Raw genomic sequence first — 21,610 nt, 5'->3', positions numbered from 1 at the left:
ACTTGATTGACTAGTGTTATTTACACTAAAAAGTGAGGAATTTTAATACAGCACGCTATTAATAACGCGAGCGTCGCTTTATCAAAAAAATCAGTATTAAAAGCTTCGCCATCGACAATGCCAATGCACTGCTTTTGCGCATTAAATAGTGGTAAGCAGGCCTCTGCTTTTACCTTGGGGTCGCAGGTATAATACTCGCCACCCGCGGCTAAATATTGCTCAATATTATTAATGACGCGTCCTTTGCCACTGAGTGCCACTTGCACATTATTACTGCCGGTTGCAAATTCAGCGGTGAGCGGAAATAAAGGGCGACTCGGTGCACCAAAATAAGCGAGCTTTAATAACTGCTCGCCTTCAGGGGTGGCCGTATTTTGATAGATGCCATACCAATCTAACCGAGTGTTTTCGATTACATAGTCAACAATCAACTGAAGTTGCGCTAACTTTGCTGTTGTTTGCGTATTTTGGCTAACGTAATCGTTTAAATTAAACGGCTCATCTTGCAAGTAGCCGAATAAACTACATGCGCCACCTTCACCGAGTTCTGGAATTTGATACTGCCAACGCACGGCCGGTGCAGCATTGCTATTTAAGTACTGCTCAAGCTTTTCTAGCTCAGCATAAATTAACTGTTGCTCTACATTAAGCTGAGCTTGCTCTAAATAAGAATTTATCATTTGGCCATCCATACATCTATAATGCCGAAATAGTAGCATGGATATTTTTATAGCGCTAGCCAATTTAAAGCGCTTTTTAAAATCCTTAAGCACTTTTATTCATAAGCACTATTGCGGTACTTAAACAGAGGATGTTTATCTTTGCGGGATTAAAAGGTGTTCAGCTTAGGCGCAAAAATTACGCCTTTGCGTCACAAATTTGTTATTATTTAGCCCAATATTAGATTCAATCTTAGATAGGTTAATTATGAGTGATAATCACTTAGTGTATTCAACAGCAACAGGGCGAATTGACCAGCCAAAGCCAGAAAAAGAACTGGATGTAAAACTATTTAAAGACGGGTCTATTCGCATAGAGCGTCAAACCAAAGGTCGAAAAGGTAAAGGCGTAATGCTAGTTGTAGGATTAGATCCCCAACAGCACGATTTAAAAAAGTTAGCAAAAACAATAAAAAGTAAGATGGGCCAAGGTGGCGCAGTAAAAGAAGGAGTTATTGAAGTACAAGGTGATGATCGCGATAAGTTAAAGGCGATTTTAGAAGGATTAAAGTTTAAGGTAAAAATTGCGGGTGGTTAACCCGCAATTTTTGTTCTATTCAGGGACTTTTAACGCAGCTAATTGATCAAACAACACAGGGATATCGGCTTCGGCTACGGGCTTACTAAAGTAATAGCCTTGCACAATAAAACAATTATTGTTTTGTAAAAATTCAACTTGCTCTATTGTTTCAACCCCTTCAGCAACCACATCAAGCTTGAGCTTTTGTGCCATCGCAATAATCGCAGCGGTGATCTCCATATCATTATCATCTTCAGGGATATCTTTAACAAACGAGCGGTCAATTTTAAGAATATCAACAGGAAAACGTTTAAGGTAACTCAACGAAGAATAGCCCGTACCAAAATCGTCAATAGAAATTGAAATACCCAGCTTTTTCAATTGATGTAGCTGATCAATAGCCGCCTCAACATTACCCATTAGCATGCTCTCAGTCAGTTCAAGGTGCAGGCTTTTAGCATTAATTTGCGTCTCTATGATTATTTTTTTCAGCATAGGTACTAAGCTTGCGTCTTTAAACTGCCTTGCTGACAGGTTTATCGACATGTTGCTCGCTCTACCTTGTTGCTCTAGTCGTTTAGTGAACTCACATGCTTGTTGTAACACCCACTTACCAAGTTCCACAATTAAACCCGTTGCCTCAGCAATAGGAATAAATTTAGTAGGTGGAATGAATCCCTGCGTAGGATGGAACCAGCGAAGCAATGCTTCATATCCCACTACACTATTATCTCGACAATCAACTTGTGGCTGATAATGCAGTGTGAGTTGCTTTTCTTTAATTGCATGGCGCAACTCATTTTCAAGGAATAATCGCTCATTGGCGGCTGCATTTAGATCTTGGCTGTAAAAGTGGAACGTATTGCGCCCTTTCGCTTTTGCTTCATACATGGCTAAATCGGCATGTTTTAATAACTGATCTTCTTCTAGGCTATCAAATGGCGCCAAGGTAATACCAATACTGGCACTAACAATCACTTCGTTACTACCTAATTTTATTGGCTGATTTAACGTTTTTTGAATGGTGTCAGCGACTTCCGATGCTTCTTTTTGATGCTCAATACCACTGAGTAATACCGCAAACTCATCACCGCCTAAACGGGCTATAGTATCTTCTGCTCGTAAGCGCTGCTTTAAGCGTGTTGCCACTTCAACCAATAGTTGATCGCCTGCATCATGACCTAAAGTATCGTTAATACGCTTAAATTCATCCAGATCAAAATAAAATAAAGCAAACGAGTAACGCCCTCTTTCAGCAAGCGCCATCGACTTTCTAAGCTGCATTCTAAAGAATGTACGATTAGCAAGCCCGGTTAATGTGTCGAAGTAAGCGAGCTGTTCCATTTTGCGTTGGCTTTCTTTTACAAATGAAATATCTTGCGCTGAAGCAACGTAACTGGTGATTTTTCCACCATCTTCACGAATAGGTGACACACTCAGCGATACCCATATGGGTGGCTTGTTTTGCGCTTCAATAAGGGTATCCCCTCGCCAGTAATTACGGTTGCGCAAATCAATATCAATGTCCTCTACCAGCATGGTCATTTCATTAGCAATAATAGTCAGAAGTGGCTGGCGCAGGAAATCACTTTCTGCAAAGTCGGTCATTTCCAGCATTTTTGGATTAACATATTCAATCACAAAGTTTTCATCAGTGATCACCACACCCGTGCCCGAGAAGGCAACCGCTTTAGACAAGCGATTTGCAGCCTTTTCTGCAATTTCTTTTTCTATTATGCGCTGGTTTAAGCCATCGATGAGTTTGCGGATTTCAATGGTCATATCTTTGAATGAACCATTAAGCGTGCCAATTTCATCTTTATTTTCTTTTGGAAAATCAATTTCTAACTGGCCTTTACCAAAGTTAGTAACCGCATAAACCAGTGAATGTAGGCGTCTTAAAACTAGTTGATAAAGTGCTTGGTGTAATAACAAAGCAACTAAAATGGCATACAGAATAAACAAGCCAAAAAACTTCAGTTTTAAGTCTTTCAGTGCCGATAGTGTAGAAGAGCGCTTTTTATATACGCCCACGTACCAATTTACACCTTCAACTTTATGGATATTTATAATGTAGTCTTCACCATTTAATGAAAACGAGTCGGCATATTCCGGCAATTGTATTTGCCCTGCATTATCAATAACTCGCTTTAGCTCAGGAGAAATAAAATCGCCAGGTAGCAACTTTTTTCCCGCCTCTCCGTATTGTGTATAACTATCGGCTCCTAAATTAGGGTGCGCCAATAGCTGCCCTTGCTTATCGAACACCACTAAATGTTTTTCTTTTCCGCCGACGGGCAATTGCGATATGAGAGAGTCGAGAGAAATATCACTACCCGTAACTCCTAAAAACTCATCATTTTTATAAATAGGTACAATTAAACTAACGACCCACTTATTCCAAACGCCATCGTAATACACTCGTGACCACAGCGGCTCGCGTTGTGGGTTTGTTAACGATTTTGCGTAATTAAAACTTTTGCTTTGATTAAAGGTGTAATCTCCGGGGACATTAAGTGCCCAATTTGGTGGCGCAACACGGATAAAATTATCTTTGGTGATCAGGTAAAAATTATAAAAATCTTGAATTAACGTGGGGGAAATCACTTTCCAAAGCGATTCAGAATCTGCAATTAACTGTTTATAAAAAGGAGAATAAGCATTTTCGGGAATGAACGCCGCAGATAAGCCATCGGCAGATGCGCTGCGCACTGAACCATCATTGGTGACTTGCATAGTCGGGGCATTGTTATTCTTAAATGATAATTGCCCCTCAAATAACTGCTCGCTAACAACAATATTAGCTTGCTCAGCTATTTTAACTTTGGTCGCTATCAAATTATTAAACTGGTTTATTAATAATTCATTTGATTGCTTTAATACCTCATGCTCTTCAAATACAAGCTGTTTCTCTTCTGATTTGAGCATTAAAGCAGCCGCACAAATACCTGCAACTAAACAAATGCCAGAGATCAACAGTGATAACTTGACACTAAGTGAGTTTATTCCAAATCGAGATGGAGGGCGTCGATACACAAAAGGCCAACCTTATTTATAATTATTATTTTTGCGAGTAGTAGAAATATACCAGATCTCAAATCAGAATTATAAATTATTTGTAAAGTTTTTAAAAAACAATATGTTTTGTATATATATCAGGTAAAAAACCTATTTAATATAAGTGCTTGTTGACATTAGAGGTTACTCTTCATACATTAAGGGCATGAATATAAAATACTCACTTACTTTCTTATCTTTTTTTAGCTTCTTTATATAGAAGAGGCTTCCCTGTTTGTGAGATAAAATCAATCGAATAGTAAAGCCTCCCAACTGGGAGGCTTTTTTGTTTACGCTGTTAAATACAGTGACATTTTTGGAATGAGGAAAACCAAATGAGCAATGATGTTTTAGACACGCTTAGGCACGATATAAATGAAATCGATTCTGACCTACTTGTGTTATTAGCGAAGCGACGCCGTATTAGCCATGGTGTTGTTGAATATAAGATAGCGAATAATAAACCAATTCGTGATGAAGCACGTGAATTAGCATTACTCGAAAAATTAATCGGTTATGGTAAATCTCTTGGTTTAGATGCCTACTATGTAAATAATGTTTTTCAAACCATATTAGAAGACTCAGTATTACATCAACAAGCTATGCTGCAAAAAAACCTCAACCCTGATGCGCTAAGTGAAACCCATCGAGTAACCTATTTAGGCGGACAAGGATCTTACAGTCAACTTGCGTGTCATAAGTACTTTAGTCGCCGACCAGGCAAATTAATTGAAATTGGCTGTAGTTCTTTTGATGAGATCACCGGTAAAGTAGAAAATGGCCAAGCCGACTTTGGCTTGTTACCGATTGAAAATACCAGCTCAGGCAGTATTAATGAAGTATTTGATTTACTCCAGCACGCGCAAGTCTCTATTGTCGGCGAAGTCACTCACAGCGTAGAGCATTGTTTATTAGCCGCCCCAGACACAGAACTTAACCAATTAACCAAAGTGTTTGCTCACCCGCAACCGTTTGCTCAATGTAGCCGTTTTTTACAAGGGCTTGGCGATTTGCAGCATGAGGCCTGCGATTCAACATCGAGTGCATTAAAATCAGCACTTGAAACACCTAACAGTGCGGCTATTGGCTCTGCACAAGCAGGTAAAAATGTAGGGCTTGAAGTCATTAAGGCCAATCTTGCTAATCAAAAAGAAAACCATAGTCGCTTCATTGTGGTTGCACGTAAACCGCTACATGTATCTAAACAAATCCCCACTAAAACCAGTTTAATTATGGCAACTAAGCAGCAAGCAGGCTCACTCGCCGATGCGCTGATGATTTTTAAACAGCATAATATAAATCTAGTAAAATTAGAGTCTCGTCCTGTACCAGGAAATCCATGGGAAGAAGTATTCTATGTAGATTTAGAAGCGAACCTTGCTGATAGCCAAGTGAAACATGCGTTAGAAGAGCTTAAAGAGCATACCCAGTACGTACGCGTATTAGGCTGTTATCAAAGCGAATCACTGCAAGCAGTGAGCGTACAAAGCTAGCCTAAAGCAACATTAAAAAAGGGCCTGCGGGCCCTTTTTTAGTTTTAATTAATCTGTCACGTTTAATCGAGTACTTTGGCGTCGTTCGCTTTATTTAATAAACTGCGACTTTGTGTCAAAAAGTGCGCTGTGGAGTCAGAAAAGTAGGCTTTTGCATCAGCAAAGGCATCGATTAAGGCTGGCTTATCCCCTGCTTTTAACTTTTTAAGCGTCTCTGAGAACAAACACTGATACTGCGCTAATAAGCTTTCTACATTATCAAATTGCGCCAGCATAATATCAGTATACAGCTCTGGCGATTGCGCAAAGAGACGACCGACCATCATCAGCTCTAACTGATAAATAGGTGATGAACAACTACGCAGCTCTGCGAGTGTATGTCCTTGTTTCGCTAAAAACTGACCGTATACAAAGGTGGTTAAATGGCGCATAACCTGAATGATTTGCATCGCTTCATCGTGTTTTTTAGCATCAAGTTCTACTAACTGACAGCCCCAAATTTGTAGCTGCTTTAATAAACCTTGTGTCATTTCAGGATTACGCCCTTCACATACCACCACGGTTTGTTTCACCCAATGAGAAATATCAGGACCAAACATGGGGTGTAAGCCAACAACAGCGCCATTGTGAACTTTTTTGAGCACATTTAACGGCGCTTGTTTAACCGATGTAATATCAACCAGCAAACAATCATCATCGAGTTTAGGTAACGCGTTAACAACCGTTTCGAGGGCATTAATTGGCACACTGATCATCACCAGTTTTGCGCCTTTTAAAATCTCTGCTGCCTGTGATTGCTGGGCTTTATCTAAAACTTTAACTTCGTAACCCGAGCGCTGAAATTGTTTTGCAAATAGCTGCCCCATTGCCCCTTCACCACCAACAATGACAATCGGAGATAGTTGTGAGTCGGCACAAGCTAATTTGGCCTGTTGATTTTGATAAGCTTCACGCATCATGCGCCTGAGAATGTCTTCGACTAAATCAGGGTTTACACCTTGATTAATTGCCTCTTGGCGTCGTGCAGCTAATAAATCAGCTTCTCTATCGGGTGCATGTAGTGGCGCGCCAGTTTGTTGTTTTATTGCGCCAATTTGTTGAGTAATACCATTGCGCTTTGCAAGTAAGGCAACCAGTTGCGCATCGCATTCATCTATACCTTTTCTTAGCTGCGCTAAATCACTTATCTCTGCCACGTTCTCATTCCATCCAAAAAAGCAAAATCGTAAATTAATAATTACAAAAAAGTAAACTAATCAATACGATAAATACTAACAGGATACGTTAGGGGTTAAAAGGCTAATTAGTGAAAAGATCAGTATGAGTCACTCAACTGCGACCAAGGTAGGATAATTAAATGAATAGAGCACAGCTTGCGTAAAGTGAATTAAAAAGCATATAAAAATGTAAGTCTATGCCGAGTTTAAACAATGAAAATTAAAGTGGCTTAATAGCCACTTTAATTAGCACTTTTTATCTAATATTCCAATGCCATAGTCGCAAGCGACATAACACTTTCAAATGATTCTGCACCGGCGATAAATAGGCCATTATGGCAAAACATAGCATCATCTATACCGGTCACTGCTTGAAATTCACTATCAGATAATCCAGCCCACGGTGCAGGTAATGGCTTTCGGTCTTCAAACGAGCCTAGCTCTGCAGGTACCGTTTGCACTATCCACTTACCAGAATGCGATGGATACACTACATATAGCGCCTCTTCTGATAAGCTATGTACGGTTTTTTTCCACGGCGTATAACGCTCTAGTACGATTAATCGTGGATCGTCTGCCTGTTTAATTGCTTGAGCAACAATCTTTTTAGCATTTAAACCACCCTGCGCTGAGGCAACAAAACGAAGCAGCAAAGTGTGTGCAAATTCAACCGCTTGATCAAAAGCAGCATCAAAATTACTTTCTTCTTCCCATGTTGGGTTAAACATAGAAATTGTTTGGCTTAAACTAATTCCTGTGGCAACACCTTCAACATGACCACAATCAATGGCATCAATAGTTGATACAAGCCCTGCATCAACTGCATTCGCCACATCTTGATTATCATCACATATTGCTAAGCCATATTTTTTCCACACCAAGCCAAATGACGAAAAAGGAATCCCATTTTCGCGAGCACCGGCACCGCCGCGCTGATGATGATCAAACCGGTCAGTTTCTGGGTCATATTGGCCGCCAACATCAATAACCACATCAGCGTCATTAATAATCGCATTATCGCGTGTGCGGATAAGGGTAAAAGAAGGGAAAATAATTTTAAGCGCAGCGATACTAAAAACATCATCTGCATGAAAATTGCCGTTGTGCGTAACTATCGTTTTATCATTCATTTTTGTACATCATTTTTTGCAAGAAGTGAGAAGATATTGTGCTTTGAAGTGAACCACACTTTAACGCATGCTAGTTAAGGTGTGTATTGGTTTTTAAATGTAGCGATATAAAAATTGCAATAGCATTAAAACCAAAACGGGTTGCAACCCAAAGGTTGCAACCCGTTTTTTTGCGTTGATAAACAGCGCGTATTAGTTAAGTTTTTCTCTAATACGTGCAGATTTACCAGAACGCTCACGTAGATAGTAAAGCTTAGCACGACGAACCGCACCGCGACGCTTAACTGTTACGCTATCAATAAGAGGGCTGTGCGTTTGGAATACACGCTCAACACCTTCACCGTTCGAGATTTTACGAACTGTGAATGCTGAGTGAAGACCACGATTACGCTTAGCGATTACAACACCTTCAAAGGCCTGTAGACGCTCTTTAGCACCTTCTTTTACTTTTACCTGTACAACTACTGTATCACCAGCGCCGAATGCAGGTACGTCTGTTTTAAGCTGCTCATCTTCAAGCGCTTTAATAATATTTTGGTTTACTTTTGCCATTATGTTTCTCACTTTCCTAGGTGTAACTGTCTTCTAGCCACAAGCTTTTTGGTACTCTTGCTGAAATTTCGCGAGTAATACCGCTTGCTCCTCAGTCAGAGCTAGGTTATGCAACAAGTCAGGACGGCGAAGCCAAGTTCTACCTAATGACTGCATAAGCCGCCATTTTGCTATCTCTTGGTGGTTTCCGCTGAGTAATACAGCAGGCACCTGTTTGTCGTCCAATGTTTCTGGCCGTGTATAGTGAGGACAATCTAGCAAGCCATCCGAAAATGAATCTTGCTCTGCTGACTGGTTGTGTCCTAACACCCCTGGCACTAATCGCGCAACTGCGTCAATTAATGCCATGGCAGGTAGTTCACCCCCACTCAAAATAAAATCACCAATTGACCATTCTTCGTCAACGTACGACTCTATTATTCTCTCGTCTATACCTTCATAGCGACCGGCAATTAAAATCAGTTTTTCAGAGTTTGCGAGTTCGCTAGCCCCTTGCTGATCTAATTTGCGCCCTTGTGGCGACATATAAATTACTTTTGCACCATCACCTGCAGCCTGTTTGGCTTCAAGAATGGCTTGTTTTAATGGTTCAACCATCATTAACATGCCTGGCCCGCCCCCGTAAGGACGATCATCTACGGTTCTATGCTTATCAGTTGCATAGTCACGTGGATTCCAGCAGTTAAAATCGATTAAGCCATTTTTAACAGCACGACCGGTTACACCTTGCGTTGTAATTGCATCAAACATATCCGGGAAAAGGCTGATAACCCCTACCCACAACGAACTTGTTTGACTCATTAAAAGCTTGGATCCCAATCTACAGTAATTTCTTTCGCATCATATTTAACTTCTTGAATAACTGAATCAGTTAAAAAAGGAATTAAACGTTCTGCTTGGCCAAATGCATCTTTACTGTTTGCTTTCACAACCAGTACATCATTTGAGCCTGTCTCCATAAGGTCATCAACAATGCCTAAGTTATAACCTTTATCAGTTACAACCGACATGCCGATGAGATCTCGCCAATAGAATTCACCTTGCGGTAATTCTGGTAGCTGCGCTGAATCAACAGAAATTTCTACATTGGTATAAGCCATTGCTTGGTCTCTGTCATTTACTTGCGCAAACTTAGCGATAAAGCCTTTGTTGTGGCGACGCCAGTCGACCACTTCTAAGGATTGCCATTTACCTTGCTGCCCTATCAACCACGGGCTGAAATCGAAGATCCCTTGGGGATCATCAGTAAATGAATGCACCTTAAGCCAGCCCTTTATACCATATGGGGCGCCGAGCTTTCCTACGACAATTATTGATGAGGTGTTCTCTTGACTCATGGTTACACTTACGCCTATTAAGCCGCTTTACGAGCGTCTTTAACTAATTTAGCTACACGATCTGAAAGACCTGCGCCTTGACCTAACCAGTGTTCAACACGTGGTAAATCTAAACGAAGTTTTTCTTCTTGACCTGAAGCAATTGGGTTAAAGAAACCTACTTTCTCGATGAAGCGACCGTCACGCGAGAAACGGCTATCCGCAACCACAATTTGATAGAAAGGGCGTTTTTTAGCGCCACCACGTTGCAAACGAATAGTTACCATACCGTCCTCTAAATAGATTGACTGTTTTCATTAATAAGATTTACTCCCCAGTATGGGGAGCCGGTGAATTGTACGAGTTTTTAGCAACAATGCAAGTAAGAAGTGATGCAAAAAGCCAGTTTAGTAGATTAAACCGTGATCCAAGATGAAAAAGTATATGAATAAGCTATTCTGTGCATAGTTTATTCAACAATAAAGAGGCATTTTGCCTCTTTATTGATTACTTTTTATCTCGTATTGGAGGTATTAAAGGTTAAATTATTAAAATTTTGGACCACCGCCACCCATCATGCCAGGTGGTAACATCCCTTTCATGCCACGCATCATTTTTTGCATGCCACCTTTACCTTTCATCTTCTTCATCATTTTTTGCATTTGCGTAAATTGCTTAAGCAGTTTATTGATCTCTTGTACTTGAGTACCAGAGCCCGCAGCAATACGCTTTTTACGCGAACCTTTGATGATTTCTGGGCGTGCACGCTCTTTTTTGGTCATAGAGCTAATAATCGCTTCCATTTGAATAAAGGTTTTATCACCCATTTGCCCTTTAACCGCATCTGGGATGTTTTGCATGCCAGGCAGTTTATCGAGCATCGACATCATGCCACCCATGTTTTTCATTTGCTTTAGTTGATCAGCAAAGTCATCCAGCGTAAAGCCATCACCTTTAAATACTTTTTGTGCTACTTTTGCCGCTTGTTCTTTGTCTACTTTCATCTCGACTTCTTCGATTAATGAAAGTACATCACCCATGCCTAAAATACGTGAAGCAATTCGGTCTGGGTGGAAAGGCTCAAGGGCATCAGTGCGCTCACCCACACCCATAAACTTAATTGGCTTACCAGTAATATGACGAATAGATAAAGCAGCACCACCTCGGGCATCACCATCTGTTTTAGTCAGTATCACACCGGTCAGCGGTAAAGCTTCGTCAAATGCTTTTGCTGTATTTGCCGCATCTTGACCTGTCATTGCATCAACAACGAATAGCGTTTCGATTGGATTAATTGCATGATGCAAGGCTTTAATTTCATCCATCATGTCGCTATCAACATGCAAACGACCCGCAGTATCGACTAATACAACATCAATAAATTTCTTTTTCGCATGAGAAATGGCGGCAGTTGCAATATCAACTGGTTTTTGCGAAATATCACTTGGGAAAAATTCTACATCAACTTCTGTTGCTAAGGTTTCTAATTGCTTAATTGCTGCTGGACGATACACATCGGCACTTACCACTAGCACAGACTTCTTCTTGCGCTCTTTTAAAAACTTAGCCAGCTTACCCACACTGGTGGTTTTACCCGCACCTTGAAGACCAGCCATCATCACTACCGCCGGTGGCTGTGCGTTAAGGCTTAGCTCTTCGTTGGCTTCACCCATGGCTTTTTCAAGTTCTTCACGAACAATTTTTATAAATACTTGGCCAGGGCTCAAGCTTTTGGTGACTTCAACACCAACCGCACGCTCTTTAACTTGCTTTACAAACTCGCGAACAACAGGCAACGCCACATCGGCTTCTAAAAATGCCATTCGCACTTCACGAAGTGTATCTTTAATGTTGTCTTCAGTTAAGCGACCACGGCCACTAATATTTTTTAGGGTTTTACCTAATCGTTCTTGGAGGTTCTCAAACATGTAACGGTTCCGAAAAGACGTTTATATCAACTCTATTAATAAGGTCGATGCTATTAAAATTCAATTGAAAATAGTATACCGTAAATGGTGGCATACAATACAGTGCTGAAGTGCTGCTTATTGAGTTTCTTTTTACAGGGTCTATGCATTTGCGTTGCTATAAAATACAATGACCAGATAACGAACACGAATTATTTGACTTCAATTAAGTGGCCAAAGCAAAATGCTGATTATTAGTTTAACTATTATTGCCAGTTTATTTTATGTGTTAGCAACGTCTCACGTGCTTTCGCGATTGTTTCATCGTCAGGGACCAAGCCAAAAAATTACTATAATACTGAGCACTGTCGCTATTTTGGCGCATATGCTGCTTTTAGTAAACTCGGTGTTTAGAGCCGATGGCCAAGATTTAAGTATTGTTAATGTTGCATTACTGACTTGTTGGGTAATAGTGCTTTGTGTCACCACCGTCTCTTTGAAGTTCCCTGCGACACTGCTATTACCTGTTGTATACGGCTTTGCTGCCCTGTTAACTATTGCTAGCCTGTTTATTCCTCATCACGTTTTACTTCATAGCATTAATGTAGAGCTTGCGTTAGTTGCGCATATTTCACTGTCGTTATTAGCCTACTGTATCTTAATTATTGCCACCCTTTACGGCGTACAATTTTACTTTATTGATAAACGTCTGAAACGTAAAGATTTAGCAATAGTACATAGCCATTTACCGCCACTAATGGTGGTAGAGCGTCAACTTTATCAACTATTAAATTTAGGCACAGTATTATTAAGCGTGGCGCTGATTACAGGGTTTGTATTTCTTGATGGCATGTTTGCCAAAGAGTTTATTCATAAAACAATCTTATCTTTAGTTGCTTGGGCTATTTTTGCTACGATTGCCGTTGGCCATGTAAAACGAGGTTGGCGAGGGAAAATGGTGGTAGTGAGTATTATGATTGCCGCATTTACACTCACACTCGCTTATTTTGGCAGCCGTTTTATACAAGAAGTGGTTCTAAATAAGTTTTAACTTGACTCTGAAAGCTCACTCTAGCTTAATACGCATTGGTTTATAAAAAAAGGATCCATCGTTGGACGACATATCGACAAGTACGCTGTTTATCATTTTAGGTTTATTGGTACTTTTTTCTGCTTACTTCTCCGGGTCAGAAACCGGAATCATGTCAATCAACCGTATTCGTTTACGACACCTCGCTAAAGAGAATCATCGTGCTGCGAAACGCGTTAGTAAATTACTCAGTCGACCTGACAGGTTGATAGGTCTTATCCTTATTGGTAATAACCTTGTCAATATTGCGGCTGCCCAAGTTGCCACCATTATTGGTATTCGTTTGTATGGTGATTTAGGTATTGCTATAGCAACAGGTGCATTAACACTTGTGGTGCTGATTTTCGCTGAAGTAACGCCAAAAACACTGGCCGCCCTCTATCCTGAGCGAGTCGCTTTTCCAAGTTCGGTGATACTCAAAGGGTTACTAAAAATTCTCTTCCCATTTGTTGTCGTTGTTAACTGGATGACCAATGGTATATTGCGCTTATTTGGTATTAGCGCTGCACAAATAGATGAGCACAGCATGAGTAAAGAAGAATTAAAAACCGTGCTAAATGAATCGGGGGCGCTGATCCCCGCTCGTCACCAAAGTATGTTGACCTCTATTTTAGATTTAGAGCAAGTTACCGTTGAAGATATTATGATCCCTCGCAATGAAATTGTGGCGATTGATATTAATGACGATTGGAAAATAATCAGTAAACAACTTACTCACGCTCAACATACTCGGGTGCTTTTATACCGCGACAATATTGATGATGCTGTTGGCTTTATTCACTCTCGTGATGCGCTTCGCCTTTTAACTAAAGAGCAGTTTGATAAGCCTTCGCTATTGCGTGCGGTACGTGAAATTTACTTTATCCCTGAGGGCACCTCGCTGAACACTCAGCTACTAAAATTTCAGTTATCAAAAGAACGTATTGGTATTGTTGTTGATGAATATGGCGACATTCAGGGCTTAGTCACTCTTGAAGATATTCTTGAAGAAGTTGTGGGTGATTTTACTACCACTCAAACTCGGACACCGAGTGAAGAAGTAACCACACAAAACGATGGCTCTTACATTGTCGACGGCGGTGCTAACGTTCGCGACTTAAATAAAGAAATGGGCTGGGAATTCCCATTAGACGGCCCTAAAACATTGAGTGGCTTGATTGTTGAGTACTTAGAAGATATCCCCGATGCTAATTTAAGTATTCGTATTGCAGGCTATCCGGTTGAAGTACTTGAGGTAAAAGAAAACATGATTAAACAAGTTAAAATTCAACCAAACAAACGTAAAAAATAAACCAATAAAAAAGGAGCCTGCTGGCTCCTTTTTAATCTAATCTAAAAGAACAATCGCTCTAACCAACCTTTATCTAAATCATCTTCGCAGCGTCTTAGCTGTGCGCCATAACGGCTTGCCCGATGTTTTACTTTATTGGCAACGCTCATTAGCCATTTTTTCTTACGATAGGTGCCTCGTTTATAACCGCCCCATCCCTCATGATAATTTAAATACTGTGCGTAGGCGTCCCACTTAGACACACCATTAACTTTATGGGTTTTATAAACAAACCACGCCATAAAATCAATCGCATCTTCAAATTCGTCTCTGTCGGCGCCACTGTTACCTGTTTCACGAATATAATCAGACCAAGTAGGCGTTTTAGCTTGAGAATAGCCATAGGCATCGCTTGCACGACCAGTAGGGATTATCCATAAGAAGTATTCCATAGGCGGTGCTGCATCGTGGCGAAAAGAACTTTCTTGATACATCATGCTCATTAACACATGTTTTGGGGAGCCCCACTTTTCCTGCGCGTCTTTGGCATCAAAATACCAGTCAGATTTCTCTTCGAAAATTTTACAAATATCTTCTGGTTGCTTTGGGGGAGCTGTTGCACACCCAGCTATAGTGAGCAGCAAAGATAAGGTAATAATATTTTTTTTCATTTTTTAAGATCTCACTGAACTTTTTAAAAAAGTGTGGGTCTGAATCTATGAATGCAGCAGTACAGCATTGTTTCATCCCTAAAGAATATTTACGCAGCTACTATGAGCTGCGTTTTTTTTTGCCTGCTACTTACTTGGGTCTGTTGACCTTTCAAGGTTGCATTTGCAGCAGTTTGTTTGGTATTTAGGCAAGGCAAAGCCTATGTGGTGTGGTTATTCCCCATAAATAGGCGATAACGCAGCATCAATGCCAAACAGGTGCTGCCCTTCGGGTTTTGCCTAGGAGCGATTTACTCTTTGTTGCTCGGTTTTTACTTATTCTTACATGGATGTAAGCCAGTAGAATAACGCAGGAGCAGTTATCGAGCCCACTAGGTTACAAACCTCGCGCCGCGATTAAACCGCTCCTAGTTTGAACAAATTGTAATCCGCAAAGGTCAACAGACCCTGAAATACGTATCTAAAAATGCGGTAAATGATTGTTTATCAGCGTGTTCAATTGCCTTTTGGGCTTGGTACGACTCTGCAGCTTGTTGCTCTAGCCACGATTTTGAAAATTCAGTATAACTTGCTGTTTCATGGCTTTGTTTGTACTTCTGAGCAAGTGACAGTGCAAAGTGGCCATTATCTAACCCTGATGCTTTTAACTGCTCAACATAACGACCAGAATACGTTAATGCCGGATCATGAATCCAAGTCGCCATGCGCTTAATGGTGTTTGAGTAGTAGTCAACATCGTAAGCAGTATCCATCCACTGAGCAACATCACTCAGCTGACTAAATATTTCATCACCCCAAGATTCTAGGCTGCGCTGCTCATTATTAAAATTAAGCATCAAGCCTTGTTCTCTACCTTGGTTAACCACCGTATCAAGATTTTCAGTGCTACGAGTTTGCTCTTGCCAATCCATAGGTGCTGAATCTTTTAATAAACAATAAGTTAAAAACACATCTAAAAAGTGTATTTGCTCTAAGTCAATGCCAACTTCACTAAACGGGTTAACATCCAATGCACGAATTTCAATATACTCTATACCCGCTCTTAGCAATGCATCGGTGGGCGTTTCACCATTTTTTGCATTACGTTTAGGACGAATTGGCGAGTAAAACTCGTTCTCTATTTGCAAAATGTTTTTATTTAATTGCTTTGGCGTAGCACTGGTGTAATCGTCAATACTGCCGTAAATATCTGAAGGTGTATTTATGGCTTTTTTAAGTCCTGCAACATATTCATCTAATGAGTTATACATTACCCGTAACGACGATTGTGCGCTATTGGTATAGCCTAAGTTACCTAAACGCAATGCGGTACCCACTTCCAAATATAAAGTGCCTTTACCGAGTTTTTTAAACGGTAAGTCGCTTTTACGCCCTTGTAAAAAAGAACTACATAATGCCGGTGATGCGCCAAACATGTAGCTAATTAACCACAGTTCGCGTTTAAAGTTACGAATTAACGCCAAGTAACTATCCGATATAAAATCTTCAAGTTTCGCATTACTTTGCTTTAATGAGTGCAGTGACTGCCATAGCGTTTGTGGAAAAGAAATATTGAAATGCACGCCAGCAATCGCTTGCATCATACTGCCGTAACGATTCTTCAAGCCTTCGCGATATAGGGTTTTCATTTTACCGACATTAGAGTCGCCAAATTGTGCCAATACAATATCGTCTTGATGATTTATAAAGCACGGCATACTAATTGGCCACAATAATTCATCGCCCATATGTTCTAGGGTGAACTTTTGTAAATCTTTTAGCTGCTGCAAAGTTTGCTTTGATGACTCGCTAACCGGTGTAATGAACTCAAGTAAAGACTCAGAAAAATCAGTGGTAATATGCCCATTGGTGAGCGCACAGCCCACACCTTGAGGATGAGCCTGTTTAGAAATAGAACCATCGTGGTTAATTCTTAATGATTCTCTCTCAATACCGCGCATAATGCCTTTAATAGCCTGTTGATTATCTGCATTAGATAGCGCGTTGAGCGTGTTCTTTAAATTATAAGTTGTCAAAAAAAAGTTTCCTCGAGCCAAGTGGCTTAATCATAAGGTTATGGGGTCTTTTTACCTTTACTCAAGATTAAACGATGAAAAAACTATATGAATTTATTAGATATAGTTTTTACTGGATTTTAAACACGCTTTGTTTCACGCTATAAAAGATAATCTTGCCATTGCCACTACGAATATACAATTTCTTTTACATATTATTTGCCATAACCCCCCGCTGACAACATGGCGTTTTAAAACGCTTTGATAAGATAGAGTTAAACCCTAAAAGTTTGTCATAACTGAAAAATTCAATTACGCTTAATATTGATAAAGATCATATAAATATCAAAAAAATGTCTTATTCCTGCTATTTTACACATATCACTAACATACATTAGTTTTAGTAATTACAATAGCCGCCATAATAAAGAATGATAAAGAGTCACTATGCGTCGTAATCAAAGCTTAATAGATGAAGAAGTTAACTTCGAAGAACAACAAGAGTTGGTTTCAACCACTGACTTACGCGGTGTTATTACTTATGCCAATCATGAGTTTTGTAGTATCGCAGGCTACGAGATGGATGAACTGATAAATAAAAATCACAATATCGTTCGCCACCCTGATATGCCAAAAGCTGCATTTAAAGAAATGTGGGACACTTTAAAACAAGGCCATTCGTGGCGTGGCGCGGTAAAAAACTTATGTAAGGACGGCCGCTATTATTGGGTTGATGCATTTGTAACGCCTATTTTTGAGCATGGCCAACTTATTGGTTATCAGTCTGTACGAATAAAACTAGAGCAACGCGCAAAACGCAGAGCGCAAAAGCTCTATGCCAAAATTAACGCTAATAAATCATTATTTAGCTGGCGCGAACGCACATCATTAAGACAAGGTTTGAGCATTGCGGGTATTTTAATTTGGTTAGCCAGTGTCGCAATGTGGGGCTCTCTTTCGCTTGCCGCGATTAACTTATTAGTATGTATTGTTATTTTAGTTTTAAATTATGATGAGCTGGTAATCACACCTGCAACCCTCAAACAACAAAAAAACCAAGCAGACTCTGTATCTCGTTATGTGTTTAGTGGCTCGCACCCACACAGCATTAGTGAGTATAGAGAGCAGATGCTCAGTGCTAAATTAAGAACGGTACTAGGGCGGGTAAAAGATTCAACCTTGAGTTTTAATACGATTGCCCAAGGGTTAGATCAACAATCGACGTTGACCGAGCAAGGTATTTCTTCTCAAGGCACTCAGCTAGAACAAATTGCTTCAGCCATGTCACAAATGAGTACCACGATTGGTGAAATCTCTAACAATACCAATAACACGGCTGATAAAGTGGGCATTACTTATCAAAGCTGCTCTGATATCAAGAATCATATTGCAGATAACAGTAAAATGGTGTCTGACTTAGCTGTACAAGTTGAGCAAGCGGCCGCCACAGCAACGGGGCTTGCCTCTGAAGCGGATAAAATTGGCCAAGTCATGAGTGAAATAGAAGGGATTGCTGAACAAACTAACTTATTGGCACTCAATGCGGCTATTGAAGCGGCACGCGCCGGTGAGCATGGGCGTGGTTTTGCAGTCGTTGCCGATGAAGTAAGAGCGCTGTCGTCACGAACTCAAAACGCCACAGCACAAATTCATAGCTCAATTAAAGAAATTCAAGATACCTTGTTTAGCTGGTCTAAAATCATGCAGAGCACAAAACAACAAGCCGATGACTGTGTTAATACAACAGGACAAACACAACAAGAGCTTGATAGTATTTTTATTCAAATTAGTGAAATTTCACAGCTCGCCACGGATATTTCAGCCGCAGCAGAACAGCAGCAGGTTGTAAGTAAAGACATTGGTAGTAATGTTGAAAAGATTAAAGGCTTAGGGGATGACAATTTACAATTGAGTTTTAGCGTAGCGCACGGTGCGGCTGAACTAGTTGAAGGCTCAAGAAAAGTGAATGACTTATTACTGACTTTTAAAGTTTAACAAACGCCCTAAAATAGAAACAAAAAAGCCGCTGTAAACAGCGGCTTTTTGCTGTGCTCAGATTATCGACTCGTAAACACTAAGCCGTCTTCGTTAGCATCAATGACAATGATACAACCTGGTTGAAATTCATTATTAAGCAGTTTTTGTGCTAATGGATTTTCAATGGTTTGCTGTATTGCCCGTTTAAGTGGACGAGCGCCATAGACAGGATCAAAGCCACTGGCAGCAATTCGCTCAAGAGCAGCATCTGTCAACTCAAGTAAATACCCCATCTCTGTCAATCGTTGACGTAATTTGCTTAACTGAATATCTGCAATTTCTTTAATATGACTATGTGAAAGTGAGTGAAATACCACAGTTTCATCAATACGGTTAATGAACTCGGGTCTAAATTCATTATGTAAAACACCCATGACTTTTGCTTTAAGCTCGTCATAGTCATTACTTCCCGCTTGCTCTTGAATGATATCTGAGCCCAAGTTGGAGGTCATAATGATAACCGTATTTTTAAAATCAACCGTACGCCCTTGGCCATCCGTTAAACGCCCGTCATCAAGGACTTGTAATAAAATATTAAACACATCTGGATGCGCTTTTTCTATTTCATCAAGCAAAATAACCGAATAAGGTTTACGACGAACAGCTTCGGTTAAATAACCACCTTCTTCGTAACCTACGTACCCTGGAGGCGCACCGACTAGACGTGCGACTGAGTGTTTTTCCATAAACTCAGACATATCTATACGCACCATGGCACTTTCGGTATCAAACATATAGCCCGCTAGTGCCTTGGTAAGTTCTGTTTTACCAACCCCTGTAGGCCCTAAAAATAAGAACGAGCCAATTGGACGATTGGGATCAGCAAGCCCTGCACGCGAACGACGAATGGCATTAGCCACCGCCACGACGGCCTCATCTTGACCAATGACTTTGTTATGTAACTGCTCTTCCATTTGTAATAGTTTTTCACGTTCACCTTGAAGCATACGCGCCACTGGGATCCCGGTCCAACGTGATAAAATTTCTGCAATTTCATCTTCGCCCACCTGATTTTTAAGCAAGCTCATTTCTTGCATTTCTGCTTGTGATGCTAAATCGAGTTTGCGCTCAAGCTCAGGTATACGTCCATATTGCAGTTCAGACATACGCTGCAAGTCACTTGCTCTGCGAGCCACTTCTAAATCAAGTCGTGCCTGCTCTAGCTCAGCTTTAATAACCTGTGTGCCTTGTAAAGACGCTTTTTCTGCATTCCATACTTCATCTAGTTCACGGTATTGCCCTTCAAGCTCAGTGATCAGCTCGACCATTTCTGTACGGCGCTTTTGACTTGCTTCATCTTTCTCTTTGGCCAATGCGTTATCTTCAATTTTTAATTGGATAATGCGACGCTCTAATTTATCTAAAGCTTCTGGCTTTGAATCAATTTGCAAGCGAATAGAAGAGCCCGCTTCATCAATTAAATCGATTGCTTTATCGGGTAATTGGCGATCACTAATATAACGATGCGATAACTGCGCTGCGGCAACGATTGCAGGGTCGGTGATCTCCACTGAATGGTGTAATTCGTAACGCTCTTTCAAGCCACGCAGAATAGCAATGGTGTCTTCTACTGAAGGCTCTTCTATTAATACCTTTTGGAAACGGCGTTCAAGCGCAGCATCTTTTTCAATGTATTTACGGTATTCATCTAAAGTGGTTGCACCTACGCAATGGAGTTCACCGCGTGCTAAGGCAGGTTTTAACATGTTACCCGCATCCATAGCGCCATCACTTTTACCCGCTCCAACAATGGTATGAATTTCATCAATAAATAAAATAACTTGGCCTTCTTCTTTAGCCAACTCATTAAGTACTGATTTTAAACGCTCTTCAAATTCACCTCGGTATTTTGCACCAGCAACTAATGCGCCTAAATCAAGTGATAATACGCGCTTGTTTTTTAAGCCCTCAGGCACTTCACCATTAATAATACGCTGTGCAAGCCCTTCAGCTATGGCTGTTTTACCCACCCCTGGCTCACCAATTAACACAGGGTTATTTTTGGTACGGCGTTGTAATACTTGAATAGTGCGGCGAATTTCATCATCACGACCGATTACAGGGTCAAGCTTACCTTGCTCTGCACGCTCAGTTAAATCGATGGTGTACTTTTCAAGTGCTTGACGTGTTTCTTCCGCATTAGGATCGTCAACTTTTTGGCCACCACGAATCGCTTCAATTGCCGTTTCAACCTTACTCGCCGTAATGTTAAGTGCTTTAAAAACACTGCCAAGCGGGCCTTTATCTTCACACGCAACTAATACAAACAACTCACTTGAAATGTATTTATCTTTACGCTTTTGGGCGTATTTATCACATAGGTTTATCAGTGAAACCATGTTATTTGACAACTGTACATCGCCACCAACGCCTTCCACTTTAAATAACTTTTCTATCTCTTGTGATAATTTAGTGTTGAGTTCATCAACGCTGATGCTCATTTGTGCAAATAGTGCACGCACACTTGAGCCACTTTGTTTTAACAAAGCGTACATTAGATGCACAGGTTCAATAAATTGATGATCGCGACCTAGCGCTAATGATTGCGCATCTGAAAGCGCAGACTGAAATTTACTTGTAAATCTATCTAAACGCATGGGGGTTTACCTATAAAAAAACGAATTACTTAATAGATGG

At 40.5% G+C, this 21,610-nt stretch carries 17 protein-coding genes and 1 other annotated feature; of the genes, 5 read left to right on the top strand and 12 right to left on the bottom strand.

The annotated features are described in order from the left end of the window. Positions 1-20: 20 nt before the first annotated feature. Positions 21-680: a GAF domain-containing protein gene (locus QL986_RS04905; RefSeq protein ID WP_290191271.1), complete on the bottom strand. Its 660-nt coding sequence runs from the start codon at positions 678-680 to the stop codon at positions 21-23. A gap of 247 nt (positions 681-927) precedes the next feature. Between QL986_RS04905 and QL986_RS04900 the strand changes: the two genes are divergently transcribed. Continuing rightward, positions 928-1,257 (top strand): translation initiation factor, encoded by a 330-nt coding sequence (locus QL986_RS04900; RefSeq protein ID WP_008464752.1) that lies wholly within the window; start codon positions 928-930, stop codon positions 1,255-1,257. A 15-nt stretch (positions 1,258-1,272) separates the two neighbouring features. On the opposite strand, the gene QL986_RS04895 is transcribed toward QL986_RS04900, so the two are convergent. Next, complete coding sequence (locus QL986_RS04895) at positions 1,273-4,275, bottom strand: EAL domain-containing protein (protein ID WP_033103858.1); 3,003 nt, start codon at positions 4,273-4,275, stop codon at positions 1,273-1,275. 189 nt (positions 4,276-4,464) lie between these two features. Further along, positions 4,465-4,587: a sequence feature (Phe leader region), on the top strand. A gap of 44 nt (positions 4,588-4,631) precedes the next feature. On the opposite strand from QL986_RS04895, the gene QL986_RS04890 reads away from it, so the two are divergent. Continuing rightward, complete coding sequence (locus QL986_RS04890; RefSeq protein ID WP_290191270.1) at positions 4,632-5,789, top strand: chorismate mutase; 1,158 nt, start codon at positions 4,632-4,634, stop codon at positions 5,787-5,789. 62 nt (positions 5,790-5,851) lie between these two features. Here the strand turns inward: QL986_RS04890 and tyrA are convergent, their stop codons facing one another. From tyrA to ffh, 7 genes are all read right to left on the bottom strand, one after another. Then, positions 5,852-6,985, bottom strand: a complete 1,134-nt coding sequence (gene tyrA, locus QL986_RS04885; protein WP_128583232.1) for a bifunctional chorismate mutase/prephenate dehydrogenase — start codon at positions 6,983-6,985, stop codon at positions 5,852-5,854. Positions 6,986-7,266: 281 nt separating this feature from the next. Continuing rightward, positions 7,267-8,136, bottom strand: a complete 870-nt coding sequence (locus tag QL986_RS04880; RefSeq protein ID WP_013464495.1) for an MYG1 family protein — start codon at positions 8,134-8,136, stop codon at positions 7,267-7,269. Positions 8,137-8,328: 192 nt separating this feature from the next. Beyond that, the gene (gene rplS / locus QL986_RS04875; RefSeq protein ID WP_011327636.1) at positions 8,329-8,688 is read right to left on the bottom strand and encodes a 50S ribosomal protein L19; all 360 of its coding nucleotides are present in this window, start codon (positions 8,686-8,688) and stop codon (positions 8,329-8,331) included. 33 nt (positions 8,689-8,721) lie between these two features. Then, complete coding sequence (trmD, locus tag QL986_RS04870) at positions 8,722-9,489, bottom strand: tRNA (guanosine(37)-N1)-methyltransferase TrmD (protein ID WP_024602822.1); 768 nt, start codon at positions 9,487-9,489, stop codon at positions 8,722-8,724. Next, positions 9,489-10,025 (bottom strand): ribosome maturation factor RimM, encoded by a 537-nt coding sequence (gene rimM, locus QL986_RS04865; RefSeq protein WP_008114470.1) that lies wholly within the window; start codon positions 10,023-10,025, stop codon positions 9,489-9,491. Before rimM ends, trmD begins: the two co-directional genes overlap by 1 nt. 17 nt (positions 10,026-10,042) lie before the next feature. Beyond that, positions 10,043-10,291, bottom strand: coding sequence for a 30S ribosomal protein S16 (rpsP, locus tag QL986_RS04860; protein ID WP_008114468.1), 249 nt, complete (start codon positions 10,289-10,291; stop codon positions 10,043-10,045). A 261-nt stretch (positions 10,292-10,552) separates the two neighbouring features. Then, on the bottom strand, positions 10,553-11,932 hold the full coding sequence (gene ffh, locus QL986_RS04855) for a signal recognition particle protein (protein ID WP_008464738.1): 1,380 nt from the start codon (positions 11,930-11,932) through the stop codon (positions 10,553-10,555). Between the two features lie 223 nt (positions 11,933-12,155). Between ffh and ccsA the strand changes: the two genes are divergently transcribed. Then, entirely contained in the window at positions 12,156-12,962 is an 807-nt protein-coding gene (gene ccsA, locus QL986_RS04850) for a cytochrome c biogenesis protein CcsA (protein ID WP_013464492.1), read from the top strand. 61 nt (positions 12,963-13,023) lie between these two features. Next, a complete protein-coding gene (locus QL986_RS04845) occupies positions 13,024-14,292 on the top strand; it encodes a CNNM domain-containing protein (RefSeq protein ID WP_013464491.1) in 1,269 nt (422 codons plus the stop codon). A gap of 41 nt (positions 14,293-14,333) precedes the next feature. On the opposite strand, the gene QL986_RS04840 is transcribed toward QL986_RS04845, so the two are convergent. Continuing rightward, entirely contained in the window at positions 14,334-14,942 is a 609-nt protein-coding gene (locus QL986_RS04840; RefSeq protein ID WP_013464490.1) for a transglycosylase SLT domain-containing protein, read from the bottom strand. Between the two features lie 437 nt (positions 14,943-15,379). After that, positions 15,380-16,957 (bottom strand): glutamate--cysteine ligase, encoded by a 1,578-nt coding sequence (gene gshA / locus QL986_RS04830; protein WP_058154368.1) that lies wholly within the window; start codon positions 16,955-16,957, stop codon positions 15,380-15,382. A 426-nt stretch (positions 16,958-17,383) separates the two neighbouring features. On the opposite strand from gshA, the gene QL986_RS04825 reads away from it, so the two are divergent. Further along, positions 17,384-18,931, top strand: coding sequence for a PAS domain-containing methyl-accepting chemotaxis protein (locus tag QL986_RS04825; RefSeq protein ID WP_290191269.1), 1,548 nt, complete (start codon positions 17,384-17,386; stop codon positions 18,929-18,931). Positions 18,932-18,993: 62 nt separating this feature from the next. On the opposite strand, the gene clpB is transcribed toward QL986_RS04825, so the two are convergent. After that, positions 18,994-21,570, bottom strand: coding sequence for an ATP-dependent chaperone ClpB (gene clpB / locus QL986_RS04820; RefSeq protein WP_013464487.1), 2,577 nt, complete (start codon positions 21,568-21,570; stop codon positions 18,994-18,996). Between the last annotated feature and the right edge of the window lie 40 nt (positions 21,571-21,610).

Source organism: Pseudoalteromonas sp. APC 3250, from assembly GCF_030407915.1.
In the GTDB taxonomy this organism is placed as follows: domain Bacteria; phylum Pseudomonadota; class Gammaproteobacteria; order Enterobacterales; family Alteromonadaceae; genus Pseudoalteromonas; species Pseudoalteromonas tetraodonis.
Note: the sequence above shows the minus strand (reverse complement) of the source record. Positions and strands in the feature narration are given on the sequence as shown.

Coding starts and splice junctions, on each gene's coding strand:
- QL986_RS04825 (WP_290191269.1), top strand. CDS start 17,384: ATGCGTCGTAATCAAAGCTTAATAGATGAAGAAGTTAACTTCGAAGAA.
- clpB (WP_013464487.1), bottom strand. CDS start 21,570: ATGCGTTTAGATAGATTTACAAGTAAATTTCAGTCTGCGCTTTCAGAT.
- rplS (WP_011327636.1), bottom strand. CDS start 8,688: ATGGCAAAAGTAAACCAAAATATTATTAAAGCGCTTGAAGATGAGCAG.
- QL986_RS04840 (WP_013464490.1), bottom strand. CDS start 14,942: ATGAAAAAAAATATTATTACCTTATCTTTGCTGCTCACTATAGCTGGG.
- QL986_RS04880 (WP_013464495.1), bottom strand. CDS start 8,136: ATGAATGATAAAACGATAGTTACGCACAACGGCAATTTTCATGCAGAT.
- QL986_RS04890 (WP_290191270.1), top strand. CDS start 4,632: ATGAGCAATGATGTTTTAGACACGCTTAGGCACGATATAAATGAAATC.
- rpsP (WP_008114468.1), bottom strand. CDS start 10,291: ATGGTAACTATTCGTTTGCAACGTGGTGGCGCTAAAAAACGCCCTTTC.
- trmD (WP_024602822.1), bottom strand. CDS start 9,489: ATGAGTCAAACAAGTTCGTTGTGGGTAGGGGTTATCAGCCTTTTCCCG.
- QL986_RS04900 (WP_008464752.1), top strand. CDS start 928: ATGAGTGATAATCACTTAGTGTATTCAACAGCAACAGGGCGAATTGAC.
- ccsA (WP_013464492.1), top strand. CDS start 12,156: ATGCTGATTATTAGTTTAACTATTATTGCCAGTTTATTTTATGTGTTA.
- ffh (WP_008464738.1), bottom strand. CDS start 11,932: ATGTTTGAGAACCTCCAAGAACGATTAGGTAAAACCCTAAAAAATATT.
- QL986_RS04905 (WP_290191271.1), bottom strand. CDS start 680: ATGATAAATTCTTATTTAGAGCAAGCTCAGCTTAATGTAGAGCAACAG.
- rimM (WP_008114470.1), bottom strand. CDS start 10,025: ATGAGTCAAGAGAACACCTCATCAATAATTGTCGTAGGAAAGCTCGGC.